The following is a 17,070-nucleotide window of genomic DNA, read 5'->3' on the forward strand; positions in this document are numbered from 1 at the left end:
AAAATATGCGAGACCTGGAGGAAGAGTGGAGATATGGAGACTAGAGACCGTAATTGGTGGAAGGAAAGTGTCGTGTATCAGATTTATCCCCGGAGCTTTCAGGATTCGGGCGGAGACGGAGTCGGGGATCTGCGCGGAATTATTAACCGGCTCGGCTACCTGAGCGACCTGGGCATCGACGTTATTTGGATATGCCCCGTTTACGATTCGCCAAACGACGATAACGGGTACGATATCCGGGATTTCTATAAAATGCAGGCCGAATATGGAACAATGGAAGATATGCTGGAGCTGATCGTCAGCGCTGAAGCCCTGGGCATCCGCATTATCATGGACCTGGTGGCGAACCATACCTCGGATGAACATGCCTGGTTCGTGGAATCCCGCAGCTCCAAAGACAATCCGAAGCGCGACTGGTATATATGGAGGCCGGGCTTGGGCGGGGAGGAACCGACCAACTGGGAATCGAATTTCGGGGGTTCCGCCTGGGAGTATGACGAGGACACGCAGGAATATTATCTGCACTGCTTTTCCAGAAAGCAGCCGGATCTGAACTGGGAGAATCCCGAGGTCCGCCGGAATATTTTCTCCATGATGGAATGGTGGATCGACAAGGGGATTGCCGGATTTCGCATCGACGCGATTACTTTTATTAAAAAGGATCAACGGTTTCCGAATCTGAAGACGGAAGAGGGCCGCCGTTATGCTCCGCTTGCAGGGGCAAGTCTGAATCAACCGGGGATATTGGATTTTCTGCACGAAATGAAACGGGAGGTCCTGAAGCCGCGCAATGTGATGACCGTCGCGGAGGCGCCGGGCGTTCCAATTGAGCAGATTCATGAATATGTGGATGAGCAGAGCGGCGTTTTTAATATGATTTTTCAGTTTGATCATGTGGACCTGGACGTCAAACCGGCGGCCAAAGGAATCTACCATTCCTGGAAGCTGACCGATTTCAAACATGCGCTGTCCAAATGGCAGACGGAGACGGCAGATAAGGGATGGATGGCGCTGTTCATGGAGAATCATGACCATGTCCGTTCGGTTTCGAAATTCGGCAGCGACAGCCTTTACCGCGAGGAATCTTCCAAAATGCTGGCCGCCTACTATTTTCTGATGCGGGGCACTCCTTTTATCTATCAAGGGCAGGAGATTGGCATGACCAATCATCATTTTGCATCCATTGAGGAGTATCGGGATATTGAAAGCATCAATTTTCACGCTTACGAAACGGCCCTTGGCAGACCAAAGGCTGACATCCTGAACCATCTGGCGAAAAGGAGCCGGGATCAGGGGCGCATGCCGATGCAGTGGAGTGCGGAGCCGATGGCCGGATTTACGTCCGGGGAGCCGTGGCTGCGGGTGAATCCGAATTATACGTCGATCAATGTGGAGCAGTCGCTGCATGACGGGAATTCGATCCTGCATTTCTACCGGAAGCTGATCAGGCTGCGCCGCGAGAATAAAGCGCTGATTTACGGCAGCTATCGGGAGATTTATAAGGATTCCGAGGAGCTTGGCGGATATGTTCGGACCTTGGGTAACGAGGAATGGACGATATTATGCAATTTTACGGACCGAAATGCTGCGATACCTGCGCCGCTTGCGGGTTCTATCGTACTATCCAATCGGAATGATCATGAAGCAGATATCATGAAACCGTATGAGACGGTCATATGCAAAGCGGAATGCGAAGCGGGTCAAGAAGAAACGGCTTCGCCGTCCTGTTAGGGAGCGGGTTAAAAAAGAATCGCCCTGATCCTTTGTCAAAAAGGAAGGGCGATTTCTTTTGCTTATGATGTATAATGTCTTCCGAGTCCAAGCTCCGTAAGCAGCTGCCGGTAGGCGATGGAAGTGCGGTCAGCCGGAATGTGGGCCTCCGCCGTCAGATCAAGCGGGAGGTCTTCCGGTGTCTGAGCCTCGACCATGTCGCGGTCCTCCTGGAATACCTGAAGGTTAAAATCAATGGTGGGCTGAAGCGGAGCGTCTTTATCAAAATTGCGTGAAATCGGGCAGAACAGACGGGTGTAGCGGGCCGAGACCGGGGAAGCGCAGTTCAAGATCATCAGCTTCCCGTCTTCTGGAAAATGCACGGTAAGCGACGCGGCGAACGGCGGGAATACGCGGAACGCGCGCAGCCACATAAAGCCTTCGGGAACGGGGACGTTCTGGCCTTTTCCGTAATTGCTGACCGTGCTCCAATAGTCCGCAAATAACTCAGTGCCTTCGCGTCTCACCTTGTACTGCGGGACCTCTGGATTATTGCGGTCGCCGAAGCTGTCCGTATGCACGTAAGCGAAATGGGATACGTCGAGAAAGCCCTCCATTTGGCGTCCGGAGGAACCCGCGATGTCAAAGCTCGGAGGCAAAATATTGATGAAATCCGGATCATCCCAGCCTGGGAAGTCGGGAATTTGTTCCTCGGCACCCGAGAGACAAGTCCAGATCAACCCGTACCGCTCAACGGCGGGATACATAATCAGCTTCAGTTTGGGTGAAATTTTGCTGCTCGGGTGTGCGGGAACCGCGGTACATGTTCCTTCGCAGTTATACCGAAAGCCGTGATAAGGGCATACGATCTCGTCGTTCTCAACCCATCCCATGCTGAGAGGGGCTCCCCGGTGGAAGCATAGGTCGCGGGCAATAACGACTTTGCCCTTGCTACGGTAGCAGACAAGCTTCACGTCCAGCAGCTTCACAGCCACCGGCTTGTCCGCAATCTCGCTTGCGATGGCAACCGGATACCAGTATTTGGAGAGAACATGCCAGTCATTTTCCGTAAATGTACAGTCACGGGGAAGCTGCGTTTGGGCGGCTTCAGCAGGGGAATTAGCTTTGATATTCATCATCTCTCACCTCACGGATTATTGGGAATTCCTGCAACGCAGAAAACCCCGGGTACAAGAGGCGCATAGTTAAATCGGCCTTTCGCTCCGCTGCCTTAGGCTGCCGGAGAAAGGGAAATAACTGATACACCTCTTGTAGCCTGGGGCAATTCACGGTTGCCTGTAGAGACGCTCACCCACATTGTGAGCTTATACAAGAAGCAATAATATAATAGTGTCAGGTTATGTGACGCAATTATTGGCTTAATCATAAACGCGGTCTGGATGGTTGTCAATATCATTTTAAATTTTAATGGTTTCGGTAACGAAATTTACGGCATTCCGCACAATTATTAACGGGAACGCCGCCGACGCTGCAAAAACCTCACATTAATCTCACCGCTTCCGGCAGTGTTGGTGTTTAATTTGAGGCGGAAGGTATTCTTTTTCAGTATCGTTTTAACCTGTGATGGAGATAGAGCGGGATTGCTCTGCAGTAATTGGGCGGCCGCGCCGGAGATGATGGGCGTAGACATGCTGGTGCCGGACAATACGAAATAGCTGCGGCCGATTCTCTGAGAAGGAAACTCGCGGTCCAGCTTGGAGCGGGGAGACCGCAGCGAAATAATCGTCTCGCCCGGTGCGGCAAGGTCTGGCTTGCGCCCTCCGAAGCGTGCCGGTCCCCGGCTGGAGAACCAGGCAATGCGGTCATCGGCTTGCGTTAGGGTGCGGCGGTCGTCCACCGCTCCAACCGTAATGGCCGAAGGGCTGTTTCCTGGGGATTCAATCGTACCGTACCTGGGACCGCCGTTTCCGGCTGCAATCACGACGGTCAGTCCGGCCTTGACCGCCTGCTCCACGGCTTGGCAGAGAGGATCGTCCTTATATGAAGAATTTATCGGACCTCCAAGTGACAGGGATAGAATGCGCAGCTTCAGCCGCTTCCGGTGGGCGATGCACCACTCAATTCCCTTAATAATCGTGGAGTCGTACCCGATGCCATTCCGGCCCAGTACTTTGACACCCACGATGCCCGCTTCCGGCGCCGGCCCCTTATATTTTCCGCTGCTTGACCAGCCGTTTCCCGCCGCATCTCCGGCGACATGGGTCCCGTGACCGTTATCGTCGTAAGGCCGCTGTCTGCGGTTGATGAAGTCCTTAAAGGCGACAATCCGGTTGGCGGGCCGGGTCAGGTCCGGGTGCGGAAAGACCCCGGTGTCGAGAACAGCGATGTTAATCCCTTTTCCAGTAAGACCTTTCGCTCTTTGAACAGCAGTAGAACCGATGGAAGGCGTCGCTATAGAGAGCGACGTTGTTTTGATTCCGTCCATATATATTTTTTGGACTGCGCTGCATCGGCACATCCGCTTCAGACAGTCCACTGAAATCTTGGACGATACCGAATTGACCAGCGAAAGCTGCCGTAAGACCGGGAGCGCGTGTCGGCCAGCGTGCTTCTTCAGGGAATGCAGCCGGGCCGGGGTTATTTTATGCTTCAGTTGGATAATGACCCGAATGTCTGCGGGTTTAGCGTTAGCGCCGGGCGCATAAGATTGCCCAATCTTTTGTTTTAAAGAACGATGGAGCTTCGCAGCATATTGCTGCGGCCAAATCTGTCTGTCCATAGTTTAGGCTCACCTCACCAGTGCAGTGTATGCACCATCAAATCCGCGGGTGATAAACTATGAATCCCAGGAGGCAGCTTATTTCCGCCCGAAATGCAGAGCAGCAGAGCAGGAGGAGCGGGTTAATCGCATCAACCGATGACCTTTCGTCCGGTGTAGATTTCCGGGTGGGCGGTGTAATGATATTGCAGCATAAGACCCTCAAACACGGTGTCCCAGCTTCGGGATTTTGCCGTTTCCAGCGCTTTCTCACTCAGAATCTGCCGATTATGCGGATTGAGCATTTTGACGATTGCCTTGGTTAGCTCCGGCACGCTGCCGTACTTGCATACAAGCGCGTTTTTGTGGTTCTCCGTAAAATCGGTCACGCCTCCGGAATCGGTACAGATAACAGGCAGTCCGCTCGCCATCGCCTCAAGCAGCACGTTGCCGAACGTCTCGGTGCCGGAAGGAAATACGAAGACATCTGCGCTTGCATAGATTGCAGCCAGTTCTTCGCCCCGGCGGCTCCCCGTAAAAATGGAGTTCGGAATCCTTTTGGCGATCAGCTCCTGCAAATAAGGTCCCTCCCCGGTGAAGACCCATTTTACCCGCTCTCCGTATCGCTGATTAACTTGCGTGATGCTGTCGGCCAGCGTCGGCAGCCCTTTCTCCGCCGCGATGCGGCCGACGTAGAGAAATACCACTTCCTCTGTTCCGCCCAGCTTTTCCCTAAGTTCGGAGGAGTAATTCCCGGGATTAAACCGCTCAAGATCGATTCCCCGTGGCCAAAGGGCCAAATTTTGGATGCCGTGCCGCGTCAAATCTTGCAGCGTACTTCGGGAAGGGGCGAGGTTGACGAGCGCGAAGCTGTGAAACCAGCGCATGTATGCCCATAAAGCTTTGTTTAAATACTGCATATGGTAAAATTGAAGGTACTTGTCGAAGCTCGTATGGTAGGACATGATGATCGGTATATTCAGCGCTCTTGCGGCCCGCAAGCCGCTCCAGCCGATGCCGAGTTCCGTAACGATATGGACAACATCGGGCCCAAAGTCCGAGAGCTGCTCAAGAACTTTGGGAGATGGAGGGAAAGCGAGGCGGCAGTCCGGATAGATATGAGGTGCAAATCCTTTGAACCGTACGACAGGGACCCCGCTTGCTTCAGGCTCATCGGTCTCATAATCAGGGGCGAAGAACATATGTTCAATACCGCATCGGGTCAAATATTGGCTCAAATACATCAACGTATTGGACACACCATTGATTTGCGGGTAAAACGTATCGGTGAAGAAGGCTATCCTCAAAATCATCAAATCCTTTACCGTTGAATGGAACCACTTTATTTAACTATATTATTCATATGCAAATCCCAAACTGCTGAAAGGTAAAATGGCTATTAAATTTAGATTTAGGGTGGTTGATTATTATGCTGACGAATAAAAAATTGATCATAACCGGCGCAGCTTCCGGGATCGGAAAAGAAATCGTGAAGCTCGGTTTGCGTGAAGGCGCTTCGGTGATCGCATGTGACATTAACAGCCGGTTGCTCGAAGAGCTGAAGCAGCAGGCGGATGCTTGTCAGAATCTGCACACCTATCAAGTGGATGTAAGCGACTATGATCAGGTTCGCGATTTTTTTGCCTATATTGAACAGGAGCACCCGGATGCGGACAGCTTGGTGAATAACGCGGGGATTTATTTGGCGCAAAGCATACTGGATTATCAAGAGGACGAAATCGCTAGAGTCATGGATATTAACATCAAGGGAGCCGTCTATTTCTCGAAGCTGTTCGGCAGGCGGATGCTTCGCAATCAGCAAAAGGGAACGATCGTCAATATGTCCTCCGTGTCGGGTATGGAGGGAAGCTCGGATGCGATTTATGGATTGACCAAGGCGGCCTTACTCGGGTTAACGAAGAGCTGCGCCATGAATTTTTCGCCATACATACGCGTTAACGCTGTCGCGCCCACGATGGTCGACACTTCAATGATGGAGACCATTCCCGAATGGAGAAAAAAGGAGTATCTGAGTCACCAACTGATTCCTGCGCCGGTATTGCCGGAGGATGTGGCTGAGACTGTCGTGTTTTTGTTATCCGATAAATCCAAGCATTACACGGGCGCAACCTTTGATATTAACAACGGAGGCTATTTAAGATAATGTGCCGGGGCTGCTTGACTTCGAGTAAACTCTAAGAAATATAATACGGGCATCCATAATTCACCTTTGGAGGAGAGATGTCCTGTGTTCAACTCAAGAGTTATCGTAACGGCGTACGGCGGGCCGGAAGTGCTGAAAGTGGTTCAGGAGCCACTGCGGATGCCTGATCGGGATGAGGTTCGCGTCAAAGTTCAAAGCTCCGGCGTGGCGCTGGCGGATATCATGAGAAGGGAAGGCAAGTTTCCGAATCCGCCTACGCCGCCGTTTACGCCGGGATACGATGCGGTCGGTGTGATCGACGAACTCGGGGAGGATGTGCAGCAGTTTCGTAAAGGGGACAAAGTGGCGGTTTTCTATAACGGAACGGGGGGCTATGCGGCTTATGTGTATGCGAAGAATGACGAACTGGTCGCTGTTCCGTCGCAGGTGGATTCATCGCTCGCCGTTGCCGCTGTCTTAAACTATGTGACCGCCTATCAGATGCTTCACCGAATCGCCAAGGTATCTGAGGGAGAGAGTGTTCTGATCCACGGCGCAAGCGGCGGAACTGGAACGGCCCTGCTGGAACTGGGCAGATTGGCGAAGCTGAAAATGTATGGCACGGCTTCGCTGATAAAGCACTCCACTGTTGCCGGGTACGGCGCCGAACCGATCGATTACCGGAACGAAGATTTCGTTGATTTTCTGGGGCTTCATGCTCCTGAAGGAATTGACGCCGTATTCGATCCGATTGGAGGCGAGAACTACGAACGCTCGCTGCGGACTTTAAGCCGGAACGGCCGGTTTGTCAGCTATGGGTATACATCAGTGCTTCAGGAGCAGGACTCCGGAAATTGGGAGAAGGAATGGAGCCATCTAGCGGCAACCCAAACGACGGAGCAGGGCCATCCTATGCATCTTTACAGCATCACCCTTCTGAAAAAAGAACAGCCGGACTGGTTCCGGGAAGACGCAAGCGCCGTACTATCTCTGCTGGAGGGAGGCTTGATCCATCCGCTGGTATCGCACCGCATTCCGCTTCAAGAAGCGGCCAAGGCGCAGGAGCTGCTTGAACGGTCTTTGGCCGTCGGCAAAGTGGTGCTGATCAGCTAAAATATTTGGTTTAAGGCTGAATGAAGGAAGTGAGGGCAGTCGCATGTACTCAATCAGCGAAGTATCCAAATTAACGGGGATTACGGCGTATACCCTCCGTTTCTATGAAAAGATAGGCATACTGCCGAACCCTTCCCGTAAGGATGGAAAAGAGAATGGACGCCGGCGTTACGACGACGGGGACATCCGGTTTATCCGCTTCATCCACGGCTTAAAGCAAACGGGAATGAAGCTGGAGGATATCGCTTCTTTTGCCAAGGACGGCTGTTTATTGGACCTGGACGGCAGAGAAATACCTGACATCCGGGATTCTCTGCACATGCGAATGGACATCCTGGATAGGCATATTGACTGGCTGGAGCGGCAGATGGAGCATCTGGAGCAGGTCAAGACCGTCGCCCTGGAGAAAAAAGCGTACTATTCGGCTATGCTGAATGACCATTCATTTTTTTCAAAATAACTGTTTCCTTCCAATTTTCAGGGAAATGGTTATGCGGTCGAGGCTTGCCGTCGGCTGCTGAAGTACGGTTGCGAAAATTTGAAGCGCTGCTCCGAACCGAATGGTGCGAATAAAAAGATGAACAAACGCGGTTTAAAAAAACCTGCAACCATACATCTTTTTTTCATAACTGTTTATTCAAGGGGGACATTCCTGCGAAGATGCATGCTTTTCCCGCTTAACCTCTCGTTATGGCGGAAATAGCTTATAATTCCTGCACGACCGCAGCTTTTTCCAAATCGATCCATAGAATCAACGAAAAAAACTGTACTGGCGCAGTTTTGCAATTTATTCAAAAGCCAGCCCTTGAATCAACTGGCGAGCGGGAAGTGAAATAACTCCTCCGGAATAATGGATGCGGGGCCAATAATGGATACGGCGGCCAATAAGGATGCGGCGGGCAATAAGGATGCGGCGGCCAATAGGGATACGGCGGCCAATAAGGATGCGGCGGCCAATAGGGATACGGCGGCTAATAAGGATGCGGCGGCTAATAAGTTCGCATCTCCGCCCAGCGTTGATTAGCTGATCGTGAGGTCGCGCAGTACTCCCATGTCACATTCTCTCTCATAAAATGCTGATTCTTAGTTGTCATGCACAATTAATAATGAGAATTTTAGATATTATGACAATATACATGCCATCAACATTTAAACGGCTGATGACTCAAGATATAATATGACTATTAGCACATATGTTGGCTTAAGCCACTGAAAGGTATGAGGAGTCATGAGCCTGGAAGCTTTGAATGAACGAGTGAAAACCGATCTTTCCTACCTTGCCTTTGGAGGCGCGGCTTGGGTACAGCCGAAGAATCATTCCGAAGGGCATGTCTATGACGTCGTAATTATCGGGGGAGGTCAAAGCGGCTTGGCTGCGGCTTTCGGCCTGCTGCGTGAACGGATATCGAATATTCTTGTTATTGATGAGAACCGTGAGGGTCTGGAAGGGCCGTGGGAAACTTATGCGCGAATGGTGACGCTGCGCACGCCCAAGCATCTGACTTCCGTCGACCTCGGAATACCTTCTCTGACCTTCCGCTCCTGGTGGGAAGCGCAGTTCGGACCGCAGGGCTGGGAAGAGGTCGATAAAATTCCGCGGGGCGACTGGATGAATTATTTACGCTGGTACCGGCAGGTTCTCGGACTTCCGGTCATTAATGAGGTCAAGCTGAAGCTGATCGAGCCTGCCGAGGACGGGATTCATCGCTTGCATATTGATGGAGCGGGAGCGCCTTCGGAACGATTATTGGCGCGAAAAGTCGTTCTGGCCACAGGCATTCAAGGGGGCGGCGAGTGGCATGTGCCTTCATTCATTGCCGATAATTTGCCGGGGCATCTGTATGCCCACACCTCAGAGATGATTGATTTTGAAGCGCTGAAAGGCAAAAAAATCGGGATTTTGGGCGGCGGAGCGTCGGCCTTTGACAATGCCAATTTCGCCTTGTCCCAAGGCGTGGCCGAAGCTCATGTCTTTGTACGCCGGGAGAAGCTGCCGAGCGTCAATCCGATCCGCCAGATGGAATCGTCGGGGATGATTGAGCGCTTCCACGTTCTGACGGATGCCGAGAAATATGCGGCGATTTCCCATTTCTTTAAGTACAATCAGCCGCCGACCAACGATACCTTTGAACGGGCGGCTGCATGGCCCGGATTTGAGCTGCATCTTGGCGCACCATGGCTTGATGTGGAGAGAGAGGGCGAAGGAGTGACGGTGACCACGCCTCAAGGCAGATTCACCTTTGATTTCCTGATCGTCAGTACGGGTCTGCTCAGCGATCCCGGCTTGCGTCCGGAGCTCCGGCTGATCGAGAGCCATATTGCCCGCTGGGGAGATGTCTACGAGGCTCCGGCAGAGGTAGCCAGTCCGCTGCTTGATGCGCACCCTTACCTCAGTCCCGGGTTTGCGCTCACCAGCCGCGACGCGGAGGGAGAGTATCTCCTGCATGGACTGTTCGTCTTTAACTACTCGGCGCTTGCGAGCTGCGGACTTTCGGCTTCCGCTATCTCGGGCACGAAGAACGCGGTGCCGAAGCTTGTCTCCAGAGTCGCGGACCAATTATTCCTGGACGACCGCGACGCGATTCTGAAATCCTTCTTTGATTATAATGAGGCCGAATTTGTCAGCGAATGGTCGAAACCAGCGGCGAGCGATGAGCTTGAACCCAAAATATAACCGGCTCGATTCAAGGGCGCCCGGGAAACCGGGCGTTTTTTGGGTTTCCGAGAAACGGATGCCGCTATTAAAAGGACGGCGCAGCCGTTTCTTTTTGCATGATACAATAGAATTGCTCGAGCTCCTTTTCAACATACCTAGCGGAAGGTTACTTAATGGATAGAAGCGTTGAATCTTTGGTAAGAGCCCTGCAATGGATTGAAACGGAGGAAGATCCGAAATACCGGAAGAAATACGCGGCGGTGTGGAAGGAGAAGAAACAGCAGTCTTAAACAGATTTGCATCGCATAAAATTTTAGTTCCGGCGAAACCGCTCCGGCTTAACGGACGTATAAACGCTCAAACGGCTGGAGGAAACCTTGAACCAATAATTAAGGAGGATTCGATAGTTATGGGAGCGCATGAAATTGATTATGTGATTATGGGCGAAGAAATGCAGTGTGTGGAGGTTCAGCTTGATCCCGGCGAGAGTGTAATTGCGGAAGCGGGCAGCTTCATGATGATGGACCCGGAAATCCGTATGGAGACCATTTTCGGCGACGGGAGCAACTCGGGTCAGGGCGGCGGCGGTCTGATGGGCAAGCTGATGGGCGCGGGAAAAAGAGTGCTGACCGGCGAAAGCCTGTTCATGACCGTATTCACGCATGGCGGCGGTTACGGCCGGAAGTCTGTAACGTTTGCCGCTCCGTATCCGGGAAAGATCATTCCCCTTGACCTACTTCAGTACGGCGGAAAAATTGTCTGTCAAAAGGACGCTTTTCTCTGCGCGGCGAAAGGCGTATCCGTAGGGATTGAATTTCAGCGCAAGCTGGGCGCCGGATTCTTTGGCGGCGAAGGATTTATTATGCAGAAGCTGGAGGGCGACGGTTTAGCCTTTGTCCATTCCGGCGGATATGTCATGGAGAAGACGCTGCAGCCCGGAGAAGTCATTCGCCTCGATACCGGTTGTCTAGTCGCCATGACTTCATCGGTGGACTATGATATCGAGATGGTCAAAGGCATCAAAACCGCCCTGTTCGGAGGGGAAGGCCTATTCTTCGCCACGCTGCGGGGACCGGGCAAGATCTGGGTTCAGTCGCTGCCGTTCAACCGGATGGCCGACCGTATTCTGTCCGCAGCCCGCGGCACAGGACGCAGGGAAGAGGGCAGCATTCTCGGCGGACTGGGCAATCTGCTGGACGGCAGATAAGATTCAAGCTTTAATTTCGTGGCCGTTGAACACATGGGTCTGTCGTGTGTTTGACGGCTTTTTTGTGCTGAAAATTATAACGAAACCCTGGAAGCCAGAACATTATTTTGTCAACCAAATAATTTCTTGGAATTGTATAACAAATGACCGGTTTTTTGTCGATAATCACCGAAACATATTTACTCTGACTTTTGGTCGGGGGGCATGAAAATTAGGGGGTTATGCTTATGAAAACAAAAAGAAAGCTTATCCGTTCCCTGTGTGTGATGCTGTGCGTAGCGGGAGTATTGGCGTGGACGGCGTCATGCTCATCCGGCAGCGTCTCGCCGGAAGCGGGGGAAGCGCGAAAAGCTGGCGATGCCGGCTCACCCGGAACGCAAAGCAGCGTGAGCGGAACAGCCTCGCAGGATGCAAAAGCGGCGGCCGGGACCCTGGGGAAGAAAAGCAAGGTGACTATTGGCGTCATTTTGCTTGATCAGAGAGACCGGTTTCTCACTTATCTCGCGCAGAACATGAGGCGGGAAGCCGAGGCCGAACCGGGAACGTCGCTCGAAATCAAATATTCCGGCGATGATGCGAAACTCCAGGCCGAACAAGTGGAGGAACTACTTACGGCAGGGGTAAACGCCATCGTGTTTATTCCGGTGAACGCGGAGCAATCGGTAAAGCTGACGAAAAGGATCCAAGACGCCGGGATACCGGCAATTATCCTGTCCCGCGCCTATGAAGGTGTGGAAGGGGCGACGGCATATGTCGGCTCCGAGCGGCCGCCTTCCGCCGAATCGCCGCCGGATGCCGCCGGTATTCTGGAAATGGACGAAATCGCCAAATTGCTGGGGGGAAAGGGGAATATTGCGCTCATAGACGGCGGCAAAGATGAGAAGCGAGCGGAAGATATTAAAAGTGTCTTAACCCAGCATCCGGGATTGAATTTGGTGTTCGAAGGAAGCGCCGCACATGACCGGTATCAAGCGCTGCTGCTCATGTCGGATTGGCTGACTACCGGCAAATCAATCGACGCTGTCGTGGCCACTAATGATGAAATGGCGATCGGAGCCATTCTGGCCGCGCGGTTACAGGGCAAAGAGAAGGGAATGCGATTTGCTGGAGTCGACGGAACGATGCAGGCTCTGGAGCTGATGAAGATGGGCAAGATTGATGTCACCGTCTTTCAGGATGCGGCTGGACAGGGAAAGCAGGCGATAAAAGTCGCGGTTAAAGCCGCACAAGGCTTAAGCTTTACCAAAAATACATATGTCCCATACGAGCTGGTCACCGCGAATCAAGCGGATCAGTACATAGCAAAATGGAATCAATGAGATTAGGAGGAAAACCGGTGCGTCTATCAATTGCACATAAATTATTGGCCGGATTTTTGACGGTTGCCATCATTTCCGGGTGTGCGGGTGTGAGCTACATTTTATCGATGCGGAAGGTGCAGAGTACCGTAGATAGGGTTCTTGAGCAACATGTAATGCTGAAAGGCATGGCGGATAATCTGAAGTTCTACGCTATATCGCAGAACAGCAGCCTGCAATCGTATTTGCTCAATCAGGATACGTTCTATCATACGAATCTGCAGACGGATAACCGTCAGACGGAGAAGCTCCTGAACGAAATGTCTCCTATGCTGTTGGACCAGCCGGAGAGCCGGAAAATGGTTGATCTGATGAAGAATATGAACCGCTATTACAGCGAGAAGGCCGAAGGTCTGTTCGGGCTGCCGCAGGAGTCTTTGGAAGGCGCCTTTTTGGAGGCCAAGACTGACCTTATGCTGATGGGTGACGCCATTGTCCATTATGCCCAGCAGCTCTCCGATGAGCAAACTCGGGAAATGTTGGCGGTCAAGACGGAAATGGAGAAGACAAACGCGGATGCCATCCGTCTAACCATGGCGATCGGCATTGCCGTCTTTGTTCTTGCGGTCGGAATCGGGTTGTACATGGCCCGGATGATATCCCGGCCGATCCGGCTGCTGTCTGCTGCGGCGCGATCCATTTCCGAAGGGAACTTGGGCGGAGATCCTCTAGTCTTGAAGCAGAAAGATGAATTGGCGATGCTGGCGGAAGCATTCAACCGGATGCAGGACAACCTGAGGGTTATTGTGACGGAAATCAACGAAAGCACCGGGCATCTTATCAATATTTCCGGGGAGGTCGCAGCAGGTACGGAAGAAACGAGCCGGGCGGCGGAACATATGGCTTCCGTAATGGCCGAGCTGGCTTCGACCAGCAGCAGCCGGGTGGAGGCGACGAAGAACGGGCAGGAGGCAGTAATGGCCGTTGATGCCGACATCCGCAGCATCGACCGGAACAGCCGGACAGCGATGAATGTGGCCACGCAAGCGCAGGAAATGGCCGTATCGGGTGAAAAAGGGCTGGCCGAAGCGGTTCGTCAGATGAATACGATCCGGCAGCGGATGGATGCGATTGAGCGGACGATGTCATCCCTGGAGAAGCGTTCTGGCGAAATCGAAGAGATGAACAACGTCATTTCTTCGATCGGGATGCAGACCAATCTCCTGTCGTTAAATGCGGCGATTGAAGCCGCCCGGGCCGGCGAGCATGGAAGGGGATTCGCGGTTGTGACCACGGAAATCCGCAAGCTTGCCAATGAAACCAACGCTTCGGCGGATAAGGTTAAAGCGCTGGTTCAGGCGATCCAGAGCGATACGCGGCAGGTTGGACTATCGGTCAAGGAAATGAATGACGAGGTGGCTCAAGGCGTGCAGACCACAAGCTCCGTAAGCGAATTGTTCGATCAGATCAAGAGACTGACGGACAGCACAACGAGCGAAATTCAGGAGGTGACCGAAGCGCTGCATCATCTTTCCGGACATTCCGAGAAGATTGTCAATACGATGGACCGGATATCGGAGATGACGCAGACGTTGGCAGAAAGTACGGAAAGTGTGGGCGCCGCCACCGAGCAGCAGCTGGCTTGCATGGAGCAGAATTCGGCGCATACATCTACGCTGCATGAAATGTCGGCCAAGCTCCGTCAGACGGTGCTGCACTTTAAACTCTAGACTTCTGAAAAAACGCAATCCTAGCGGATTTTGACCGCTTCTATAGAACAGGAATGACCTATTATAATGGCCGGCCAAGCTATCACGTTTGGACCGGCTTTTTTGCACCTGAAAATCGTGCGGATTCTATACTTCTTCTATACCTCTAACCGGTAATAGGGAATGCAAACCGTCGGTATAAATCCGAGCTTTTGCGCCAGATAATAAGAGCCCTCGTTTTCCTGGCGGCAGGACCAGACCGGCTCCAGGCCGGCTTCCAGGCAATAGTCGATTAAGGCCGAGCACACGTGGAAGGCATAGCCTTTTCCCCGGAATTTCTCGGGAGTTTCGATTCCTATCTCTAGCTGATTATTTTCAAGAAATGCTGCAAATGAGGTTGAAGCGGCTTCGTCCCCGTCGAGCAGCGTAAACCCGATTCCCCGCTCCGCGAATTGCTCCGAATCTCTCCAGAATCGCTTCGGAGTAACGACGCCCTCAAGCTTCCGAAATACCTCCCGAGTCGTCGGCACAATTTCGTAATCGCTCTTCCCGTACTTCTTGACGGCCTGCTCATAACGGCTGCGGTCAAAGGCGAAATTGACTCTTGTATTCTCCTCCTGCACCACAGAGTCCGGGCCCGTCATTGAACGGATCAGAGGGTCCCAGGAACGGGGATATACCTGCAGCCACTCGGATTTTTGTCTAGTGTTATTAGTATTCGATAAATGCTCAACCAGATTATCCCTAAAAGATTCACGATCCGTTTCTCCAAACAGCAGCGACATTCCGTAAGGGTGGACGATGTAAAAGACAGCCGGGTTATGTAAGTCATCCGCATATACCTCCCCGGGAATATGTCCGTGTATAACGGCCTGGGCAAACAGTGTATTGATGGTCACCTCTTGCAGCGGTTCCTCCGCCTTGGTGTATTCCTCAAAGTCTAATCTGATCATAAGCCTCCGTGTCCCTTCTTCGATTTGGAATTATATCTAATTTATGTATTATACAAGAATTCAGTGGTAGAAGCGATGAGAAATAGCGGCTCTGAGGCACGGCCGGGGCTTGCCGCTTATCTCTGGCGAAGGTGTTCCTCAAAAAAGGCGAGCGTCGCCTTGTTGATCGTCCTGTGGGTACGGTAGGGGTCCTCCGTCTGACCGTTGGCCCAGACCATCATGGGGAACCAGAGATAGAAGTCACAGAAGCTCAAATGGGTGGCGTGAGGAATGATCAATTCCTTCCCTCCGTTCCGCAACGCTTCTTGTTTACGCAAAGGGATCTGGCGCAGCTGCTTCTCAAAGATCTCGCGAGTCAGACCGGCGGCTGCCAGTTGGCTGTCCGTCGGTTCAGCTGTGGCACCCGCAGGCTGGGGTGGCAGATCGGAGCTCATTAACAGAAAGGGCCGCGGCAATCCGCCGCTCAAATCCCCTTTGCCGAAAAAGGTGCCGTCCATATTGATCGCCGCTTTGACCCGCTGGTCAAGCAGCAGCGCCTGGGCGGCGTTAGCGCCCCCGAAGGAATGGCCTAGCATGCCGATGCGGCTTAAGTTGAGAGCGCCCGTCAAGAGCTTCTTGTCATCCCGGCGGTTCAGATCTTCCAGCCGGTCCAGTACGAAACGGATATCCTTCACCCAGACTTTGTCGATGATATCGTCCCAAGCGGAGATGTCCGACGGCTTCGGCTGGTTGGGGGATAGGCCGATATAATGCCCTCGCGGAAATACGGTTGTAAACGAGCTTAAGGTATGTTCTACGGCAACGACGATATAGCCGTGACTGGCCAATTCAACGGTTTGGAAGGTGCTGGTATAACGCCCTCCGGGGAAACCATGGGAGAACACGACAACCGGATAGGCCGCCTCCCTCTTCGATACGGGCGGATCCTGATAGGCGTAGGTCTTGGCCAGATTGAAGTAGCTGAACAACTGCTTCGGTATGCCGTATTGCCTGCCCAGCGCTTCGGCAATGACCGGTAGATCCGCCGCATAAGGCGCTGCCGGATAGCCTTCGGTGTGATCGGCGGGATACCAAATTTGAATGTTCAAGGCCCGATTGTTCCCAGGCACATTCTTATAGGTTTCCTTGCGCTCATGATCAATCCAGTGGTACTGGACGGTTCCGACGCTATAGGGGCCGGTTGGCTTGTCGAAGGAAGGGACAGGCAGGGCGAAAGGCGGCAGCACCGCTAGCAAGCTGTATAACAAGAGAAATGCAGCGATCCCCGTACGCCGCAGCCTGCTTCTCTTGACAGGGGACTGTCCGGAGGAGCTTCCGCGTCTGAAGCGGACGACGGTATGAAGGGTTAGAACGGCCGAGATCACGTATGCCGGCCACATTTGAAAGCGATAGCCTTCAAGCGCCAGATGCAGACTAATGGCGGTCAGGGAGACGGCGACCGATAAAGCTGCGCTGCGTTTGCTCCGCAATCTTCCAAATGCCAGCGGGGCCAGAAGGAACAGGTTTAGTACAATCAACAATACTTCGAATAATCGCATGGAATCGCTCCTTTACAAGCGGAA

General features: G+C 52.7%; 14 protein-coding genes and 1 riboswitch. Of the genes, 9 read left to right on the forward strand and 5 right to left on the reverse strand.

The window, feature by feature from the left end:
- Positions 1–33: 33 nt before the first annotated feature.
- Complete coding sequence (locus PDUR_RS09900) at positions 34–1,731, forward strand: alpha-glucosidase (protein WP_042206134.1); 1,698 nt, start codon at positions 34–36, stop codon at positions 1,729–1,731.
- A 62-nt stretch (positions 1,732–1,793) separates the two neighbouring features.
- Here the strand turns inward: PDUR_RS09900 and PDUR_RS09905 are convergent, their stop codons facing one another.
- The 3 genes from PDUR_RS09905 to PDUR_RS09915 all read right to left on the reverse strand — a co-directional run bounded on the left by PDUR_RS09905 (position 1,794) and on the right by PDUR_RS09915 (position 5,736).
- Positions 1,794–2,846, reverse strand: a complete 1,053-nt coding sequence (locus PDUR_RS09905; RefSeq protein ID WP_042209227.1) for an aromatic ring-hydroxylating oxygenase subunit alpha — start codon at positions 2,844–2,846, stop codon at positions 1,794–1,796.
- A 116-nt stretch (positions 2,847–2,962) separates the two neighbouring features.
- Positions 2,963–3,063, reverse strand: a riboswitch (purine riboswitch).
- A gap of 115 nt (positions 3,064–3,178) precedes the next feature.
- Positions 3,179–4,450, reverse strand: coding sequence for a S8 family peptidase (locus PDUR_RS09910; protein WP_042206135.1), 1,272 nt, complete (start codon positions 4,448–4,450; stop codon positions 3,179–3,181).
- Between the two features lie 131 nt (positions 4,451–4,581).
- The gene (locus PDUR_RS09915; protein WP_042206136.1) at positions 4,582–5,736 is read right to left on the reverse strand and encodes a glycosyltransferase family 4 protein; all 1,155 of its coding nucleotides are present in this window, start codon (positions 5,734–5,736) and stop codon (positions 4,582–4,584) included.
- 122 nt (positions 5,737–5,858) lie between these two features.
- On the opposite strand from PDUR_RS09915, the gene PDUR_RS09920 reads away from it, so the two are divergent.
- From PDUR_RS09920 to PDUR_RS09950, 8 genes are all read left to right on the forward strand, one after another.
- On the forward strand, positions 5,859–6,593 hold the full coding sequence (locus PDUR_RS09920; protein WP_042206137.1) for an SDR family NAD(P)-dependent oxidoreductase: 735 nt from the start codon (positions 5,859–5,861) through the stop codon (positions 6,591–6,593).
- Positions 6,594–6,677: 84 nt separating this feature from the next.
- Positions 6,678–7,685: a zinc-binding dehydrogenase gene (locus tag PDUR_RS09925; RefSeq protein WP_042206138.1), complete on the forward strand. Its 1,008-nt coding sequence runs from the start codon at positions 6,678–6,680 to the stop codon at positions 7,683–7,685.
- 43 nt (positions 7,686–7,728) lie between these two features.
- The gene (locus PDUR_RS09930; protein WP_042206139.1) at positions 7,729–8,145 is read left to right on the forward strand and encodes a MerR family transcriptional regulator; all 417 of its coding nucleotides are present in this window, start codon (positions 7,729–7,731) and stop codon (positions 8,143–8,145) included.
- Between the two features lie 408 nt (positions 8,146–8,553).
- The gene (locus PDUR_RS28725; RefSeq protein ID WP_156130405.1) at positions 8,554–8,709 is read left to right on the forward strand and encodes a hypothetical protein; all 156 of its coding nucleotides are present in this window, start codon (positions 8,554–8,556) and stop codon (positions 8,707–8,709) included.
- 204 nt (positions 8,710–8,913) lie between these two features.
- Positions 8,914–10,359 (forward strand): flavin-containing monooxygenase, encoded by a 1,446-nt coding sequence (locus tag PDUR_RS09935; protein ID WP_042206140.1) that lies wholly within the window; start codon positions 8,914–8,916, stop codon positions 10,357–10,359.
- A 391-nt stretch (positions 10,360–10,750) separates the two neighbouring features.
- Complete coding sequence (locus PDUR_RS09940; protein WP_042206141.1) at positions 10,751–11,548, forward strand: TIGR00266 family protein; 798 nt, start codon at positions 10,751–10,753, stop codon at positions 11,546–11,548.
- 227 nt (positions 11,549–11,775) lie between these two features.
- The gene (locus PDUR_RS09945) at positions 11,776–12,867 is read left to right on the forward strand and encodes a sugar ABC transporter substrate-binding protein (RefSeq protein WP_052410152.1); all 1,092 of its coding nucleotides are present in this window, start codon (positions 11,776–11,778) and stop codon (positions 12,865–12,867) included.
- 17 nt (positions 12,868–12,884) lie between these two features.
- A complete protein-coding gene (locus tag PDUR_RS09950) occupies positions 12,885–14,576 on the forward strand; it encodes a HAMP domain-containing methyl-accepting chemotaxis protein (protein ID WP_042206142.1) in 1,692 nt (563 codons plus the stop codon).
- Between the two features lie 137 nt (positions 14,577–14,713).
- Here PDUR_RS09950 and PDUR_RS09955 read toward each other — a convergent pair whose 3' ends face one another.
- Complete coding sequence (locus tag PDUR_RS09955; protein ID WP_042206143.1) at positions 14,714–15,508, reverse strand: GNAT family N-acetyltransferase; 795 nt, start codon at positions 15,506–15,508, stop codon at positions 14,714–14,716.
- 116 nt (positions 15,509–15,624) lie between these two features.
- The gene (locus PDUR_RS09960; RefSeq protein WP_042206144.1) at positions 15,625–17,046 is read right to left on the reverse strand and encodes an alpha/beta hydrolase family protein; all 1,422 of its coding nucleotides are present in this window, start codon (positions 17,044–17,046) and stop codon (positions 15,625–15,627) included.
- Between the last annotated feature and the right edge of the window lie 24 nt (positions 17,047–17,070).

Source organism: Paenibacillus durus, assembly GCF_000756615.1.
GTDB classification, from domain to species: Bacteria; Bacillota; Bacilli; order Paenibacillales; family Paenibacillaceae; genus Paenibacillus_AQ; species Paenibacillus_AQ durus.